General features: G+C 74.3%; 1 protein-coding gene. It reads left to right on the top strand.

The window, feature by feature from the left end; genetic code table 11:
* Positions 1-1,223 (top strand): MFS transporter (locus FNX44_RS27015; protein WP_228450303.1); only part of this gene is annotated, 1,223 nt, incomplete at both ends.

Genomic DNA, 1,223 nt, shown 5'->3' with positions numbered 1-1,223 from the left:
CTTCCGGCCCCGGCGCCCCGCCGTCCGGCGGCACGACCTCCGGCGACCGGGCCGCCATCGGCTTCGCGATGGTCGCCCTGTTCGTCGCCGCGGCCAACCTGCGTCCCGCCATCGCCGCCGTCTCCCCGCTCGTCGACCGCATCCGCACCGACCTCGACCTGTCGGCCACCGGCGTCTCGTTCCTCACCACCGTCCCCACGCTCGCCATGGGCGTCTGCGCGCCGCTGGCCGCCGCCATCGGCCGCCGCCACGGACTGCAACGCGGCGTGCTCATCGGCCTCGCCATCGTCGCCGTCGCCACCGCCGCCCGCGGCCTCGGCGACTCCACCTGGCTGCAACTCAGCTGCGCCGGCATCGTCGGCGCCGGCATCGCCATCGCCCAGACCCTGCTCCCGGCCGTCGTCAAGGCACGCTTCGCCAGCCGGGCCGGCCTCGTCACCGGCATCTACACCGCCGGCCTCGGACTCGGCGGCGCGGTCGCGGCCGGCGTCAGCGCACCGCTCGCCGACGCCCTCGACTCCTGGCCCGGCGCGCTCGCCTCCTGGGCGCTGCTCGCCGTCGCCGGCATGGTCATGTGGACGGCGGCCAAGAGCTCCCTCCGCCTCGACAGCGTCGACGGGCCCAAGGGCCCCGCCACCAAGGGCCTGCCCTGGCGCTCCGCCACCGCCTGGCGCATCACCGCCATCGCCGCCGCCAACTCCGCGCTCTACTACTGCGAGTTGGCCTGGATCGCACCCCTGCTGCACGACGCCGGCGGCTACACCGAGTCGCACTCCGGCTTCCTGCTCACCGTGATGATCTCCATCCAGGTCGTCGCCATGATCGGCGTGCCGATGGTGCTCGGCGAACGCGCCGACAAGCGCGTCGGCCTCGCGGTCACCGCCGCACTCACCGCCGTCGGCTTCTTCGGCTTCGCCTTCAGCCCCGGCACGGGCACCTGGCTGTGGATCATCGCCATGGGCATCGGCCACGGCGGCCTCTTCACGCTCGTGCTCACCGTCCCCGTCTCGATGAGCCGGGACGCCGCCGAAGCCGGCAGGTACAGCGCCATGGCCTTCTTCGTCGGCTACGGCTGCGCGGCCCTCGGCCCCGTCCTCGTCGGCGGCCTCCGCGACGCGACCGGCGACTACCGCCTCGCGTTCGCCATCCTCGGCGCGATGACGGCACTGATGCTCCTACCAATCTCCGGCCTCACCCGCCGAGACCCCGCCCCCGACCCCACC

It is taken from the genome of Streptomyces alkaliterrae (assembly GCF_007097205.2).
Taxonomy (GTDB): Bacteria; Actinomycetota; Actinomycetes; order Streptomycetales; family Streptomycetaceae; genus Streptomyces; species Streptomyces alkaliterrae.
Note: the sequence above shows the minus strand (reverse complement) of the source record. Positions and strands in the feature narration are given on the sequence as shown.